This window comes from Vibrio scophthalmi LMG 19158 (assembly GCF_000222585.1).
Lineage (GTDB): Bacteria > Pseudomonadota > Gammaproteobacteria > Enterobacterales > Vibrionaceae > Vibrio > Vibrio scophthalmi.
Genome location: NZ_AFWE01000123.1, coordinates 1 through 4,476 on the forward strand (window position 1 = coordinate 1; position 4,476 = coordinate 4,476).

A 4,476-nucleotide genomic window follows, 5' to 3' on the forward strand; every position below is an offset into this window, starting at 1 on the left:
ATCTCTGGTACAGCAGCCGAACGCCCTGAATTAGATCGGTTGATTGAAGACTCTGAAGATGGTGATGTTCTATTGATTGAAAAAATGGACAGATTAACACGCTTGCCATTCCAAGTATGGGAAACACTTAAAGGACGAATAAAAGCTAAAGGGATATCAATAGTAGTTGTCGATCAACCTATGACCCATCAGTCTTTATTTGATGTAGATGTGTCGATCTCGGCAATTCAGCAGGCGTTAACAAACTTCATGTTGGATCTTGGAGCTGCCATGGCTCGTGATGATTACGAAACCCGCCAGAAGCGTGCCCAGCAAGGCATTGCAAAAGCAAAGAGAGAAGGGCGCTATAAAGGACGACCTGTAAACGCAGAGACCGCGCAAAAATGCCGTGCAGTTAAATTGCTCGTTTCTGACGGTGAAACCGTCAGTGCTGCATGTAAAGCGCAAGGTGTAGGTAGAGCAACTTACTACAAGTATCTATCTGCTCAAAACTGATCGCTGAAATATACTCTCTGGCGTATAAACGTCAAATATACGCTAGAGAGTATATGACGATTTGATTTACTGGGTAAAAGGAAGACAGAAGATGTACGTTAGTGATCCATCAGCGTTGGCAAACTGGATGCGAGAAGCAAGACAAAACACTGGATTAACACAAAAGCAGGTTTCAGAGTTAAGCGGACTAAGGCAAGCAACGATATCTAAAATAGAAAATGACTCAGCATCTTGCACGATCGAGACCTTGTTACGCCTAGCTAGAGTCTATCAATTAGAGCTTCACCTGTTGCCTATTCTGGCTAAGGGTGAAGACTATAAGCACGAAATCTCTAAGTTAGAATGGTAAGTTATTACAACCTTGGCAATTATACTGCCGAAAATGAACTTTATGCTTGGCATAGTCGGTTATGACTACAAGCCTTACAGCTTATGTACTCTACTTAAATTTTTTCTTATAGAGCCAGTCTTTCATTTTTATGGCTTGAAGAGAATCTCCCCAGTTAAACTTTTAGTCATTCTGAATGTTAGAACAGTGCGCAATCAAATTTAATTCCAATCGTGCAATCGCGCTCATCAATTCCTAGATACTAATCATCTATAAGTAAGGCCAGTGTCCTGCATTCATGGCATTGAGCTGATGATTTATTGATCACCATAGATCTGAGATTTACACCTGAATGTGCTAGCAAGAGCAAATCAACAAACAATATGAATCTGAACTCCTTATAAAAGACGGATTTTTATGCTGACGATTGATTTATTGATCGATACTTTCGATCGACACGATCGATGTTTTCGATCGATCGATTTTGTTTGTTTTACGATAAAAATTATTACCCAACATAATAGACATCGTTAATGCTCATATGTGATAGGTTAGACATGCAACGTAAACTTTGATGCATATACTGAGTGTTGTGTCATTAGTTGTTGTTTTTATGTTGTTTTTGTAAGGATCGTGGGTTAAAGGCGTGCACTAAATTAGATGAAAGGGAGGAAAAGGATTTGGTTCCAGATAAGTTTAGATTCTCGGACCTAGTTGTAATTATTGCTGATGATTCGTCTGTAGTGATCAGTTCGTTGAAGTCTATGCTAATAAAATTAGGAATAGTAGATAGGAATCTGTATGTTGCTAAAACAGCTAGAGATGTGATTTTTTATGCCTCAAAAATCAAATTTGATGTTTACATAAGCGATTACAATTTTGGTAAAGGTATTAATGGCAAACAACTATTTGAAGAACTAGTCCATATTAATGCCATAGTTGATGATACAGTATTCATAATGATTACAGGTGAGAATTCAGCTTTCACTATAAGAGCAATAATAGAATTAAAGCCAGATGAGTATTTATTGAAGCCATTTAATATAATTACTCTTAAAAATAGGATTTCGTCTGCGATTAAAAGAAAAAGGTATTACACAATTTATATTCATATGAAAAAAACAAAGACTATGATAATGGATTGCTATTGTGTGATGAATTATCACCATTTTATCCTGAATATTATTTTTTAATAGAAAAGTTTAGAGCTTCTTTCCTTAGCCTTAAAGATTTGCATCAGAATGCTAGAGTGGTATATGAAAACATTCTAAATAAAAAACAATTTAACTGGGCTAAAATAGGGTTAGCAAATGAGATGGGTAAAACAGGAGATTTAGAAGAAGCTACCGCTTTAATTGACGAGATGTTAAGAGTTACACCAGAAGATGTAAGTGTTCGGATGGGTGCTGCGAATATACGCTTGTTAAACGATGATGTACCGAGAGCGATAGCTGAATTAGAAATTGCGAGCAAATTAGTTCCTGGTAACTCAGAAAGGGAACTTGTTATCGTGAATCTTTGTCTATCTAAAAATGAGTTTTTTACAGCTTTGGAACGGTATGATCTTTATTTGAGAATAAATAAAGATACATATCGTGATGGTATTTATTCAAAAATAAATAACATAAGAGTTTTATTATACGCATGCAAAGGAAATAAAGAAAAATGCAACTTAATAAATGAAGCTAAAGCAATACTATCTCAAGTGAGAAGTCATTTTGATAAGGATATTCATGACGAGATTGAACTCTTATTGGCTCATATTGCGCTAGAAACTGGCAACTACAAACTCTCCATGAGCATTATAAATAAAGTGTTTAATAATAATAAATTAAATCATTTTTATGGTGCTTATCATTTATCTTGGTTGTTGAATGAACTGTGTTATGAATCAGAATTTTGTCATTCGATTAGAAGGTTAAATCTACTGATAGATAAAAACCAATCTAGCGCAATAATTCTTAGCAGTAAGATAGTGATGGAGTCTGAGTTGGTTAAGTCAAATGAAGATAAGCTTCTATTTTTGAAGGAGAAACATAAAGAAATCAAAGTTAACATTTCTAATAGGCAAGAGTTAATTAATGTTTATTTAACTATAAAAAATAGATGCCCTTATATAAAAAGTGTAAATGTTAATATAATAAAACTATTGGCAAAATGCTGGCCTATAGGTTATTCGGCTCCTGAAGTATATAGTCTTATAGAATTTAGTAACCAATTTATCAGACATACTGTCGAGGAAGGGGAACTTAATAGCATTGACTATCAATCTATTTATGACGAGGCCTACTCTAAATGTAAGGAGCATTTAAATGAGTGTTAACAGATTTAGGTTTGTGTTATTTGTTGTTTTCGTTCTTAGTGCAGTAATATATATAGCTAAGTCTGTATGGTCAATGCAGCTAGAAAATAAAGACTATTTTTTCATGTTGATAACTTTTGTGTTATTTTCAGTTTGGTTCTGGTTTTTTGCATCATACCATTATTTACGGCACTCAATTGGTTTACTTGAAATGGCTGTTATATCACATGATGTTAGAGAGTCTGTTGGTATAAAAACTGAAATAAAAACGTTGCCAATCTTAGAACTGACTAATTCTATTAACACAATGTTGTTTAGGATTAGAGAAAAGTATGAAAATCAAAGTTGCGAAAATTCTATTGAAAACATAACTAGACTTCCAAACATAAACTGGGTAGGTAAAAACTCAAATCACGTAAGTGTAGAAGCATTTGTTATATTTGAAATTGAATCAATTAACGGTGAAATTGAGAGTTTAAAATATATTGAGTATGAAGTGTTTATACGTGAATTTATATCTGCATTAAAAAGTGTGCTCGGAGATGATGTTTTAATAATATATGTTGAACAAGGTAAGTATGCAGTAGGGTTAGATAGTTGTTTTAGAATTGAACATTTTGTTGATCTAATTAAAAGTATTGGTACTTTTCCATTTGAAGTGTCTGGAAATCAAATATATGTGAACTTTTGGTTCGGTTCATCTGCTAAGACTGATATTAGTATGCGTATGGTTGATTTACTTGATGATGCCAAATTGTCATTGTATGAATCTAAACGAACTATGATTAGGCATGTTCATTTTGAATCCTCTATGCGTTATAACAGTCAACTTAAAGTTAGTAATTATAATAGATTAAAGAGTGCGATATTAAATAATGAATTTATGCCATATTTTCAACCGATTATAGACTTAGAAACTAATTCTGTTGTAGGCGCGGAATCGTTGGCTAGATGGATAGACCCTGAACGTGGAGTTTTAGGTCCTATAGAATTTATTTCTTTATCTGAAGATACTGGACTTATAGATCTTATCGGTTTGTCGATTCTAAGAGAATCACTAATTTGGTTTAAAAATAACGCTCAGTATGTAAAAGATGCTAATGAATTTAGTCTTCACGTTAATGTCTCAATAAAACAATTGATGAATAGGAATTTCTCAAAAGACGTTAAGGATATGATTTTTAGTTTAGGTTATTCTTATAAGAACGTTCACTTTGAGTTTACAGAGTCTATTTATATGGAGTCTGAAATGGTCATGAATAACTTAAATGAACTTTCAGATCTAGGAATTAAGTTTTCAATTGATGACTTTGGTACTGGTTATTCATCTTTCTCATATCTACGAGATATT

General features: G+C 33.5%; 5 protein-coding genes. All 5 read left to right on the forward strand.

Annotated features, from left to right (window positions below):
* A partial coding sequence (locus RH88_RS10065; RefSeq protein WP_005595527.1) for a recombinase family protein occupies nt 1-495 on the forward strand: 495 nt, incomplete at its 5' end.
* 91 nt (nt 496-586) lie between these two features.
* Nucleotides 587-844: a helix-turn-helix domain-containing protein gene (locus tag RH88_RS10070; protein WP_005595528.1), complete on the forward strand. Its 258-nt coding sequence runs from the start codon at nt 587-589 to the stop codon at nt 842-844.
* A gap of 659 nt (nt 845-1,503) precedes the next feature.
* Nucleotides 1,504-2,016, forward strand: coding sequence for a response regulator (locus tag RH88_RS23425; RefSeq protein ID WP_050798502.1), 513 nt, complete (start codon nt 1,504-1,506; stop codon nt 2,014-2,016).
* A complete protein-coding gene (locus tag RH88_RS10075) occupies nt 1,971-3,146 on the forward strand; it encodes a tetratricopeptide repeat protein (RefSeq protein WP_050798503.1) in 1,176 nt (391 codons plus the stop codon). Before RH88_RS23425 ends, RH88_RS10075 begins: the two co-directional genes overlap by 46 nt.
* On the forward strand, nt 3,136-4,476 hold a 1,341-nt coding region (locus RH88_RS10080; RefSeq protein WP_005595531.1), incomplete at its 3' end, for an EAL domain-containing protein. The genes RH88_RS10075 and RH88_RS10080, both read left to right, overlap by 11 nt.

Bases quoted from the DNA above. Each gene is read 5' to 3' on its own strand.
- RH88_RS10070 (WP_005595528.1), top strand. From the start codon at position 587: ATGTACGTTAGTGATCCATCAGCGTTGGCAAACTGGATGCGAGAAGCA.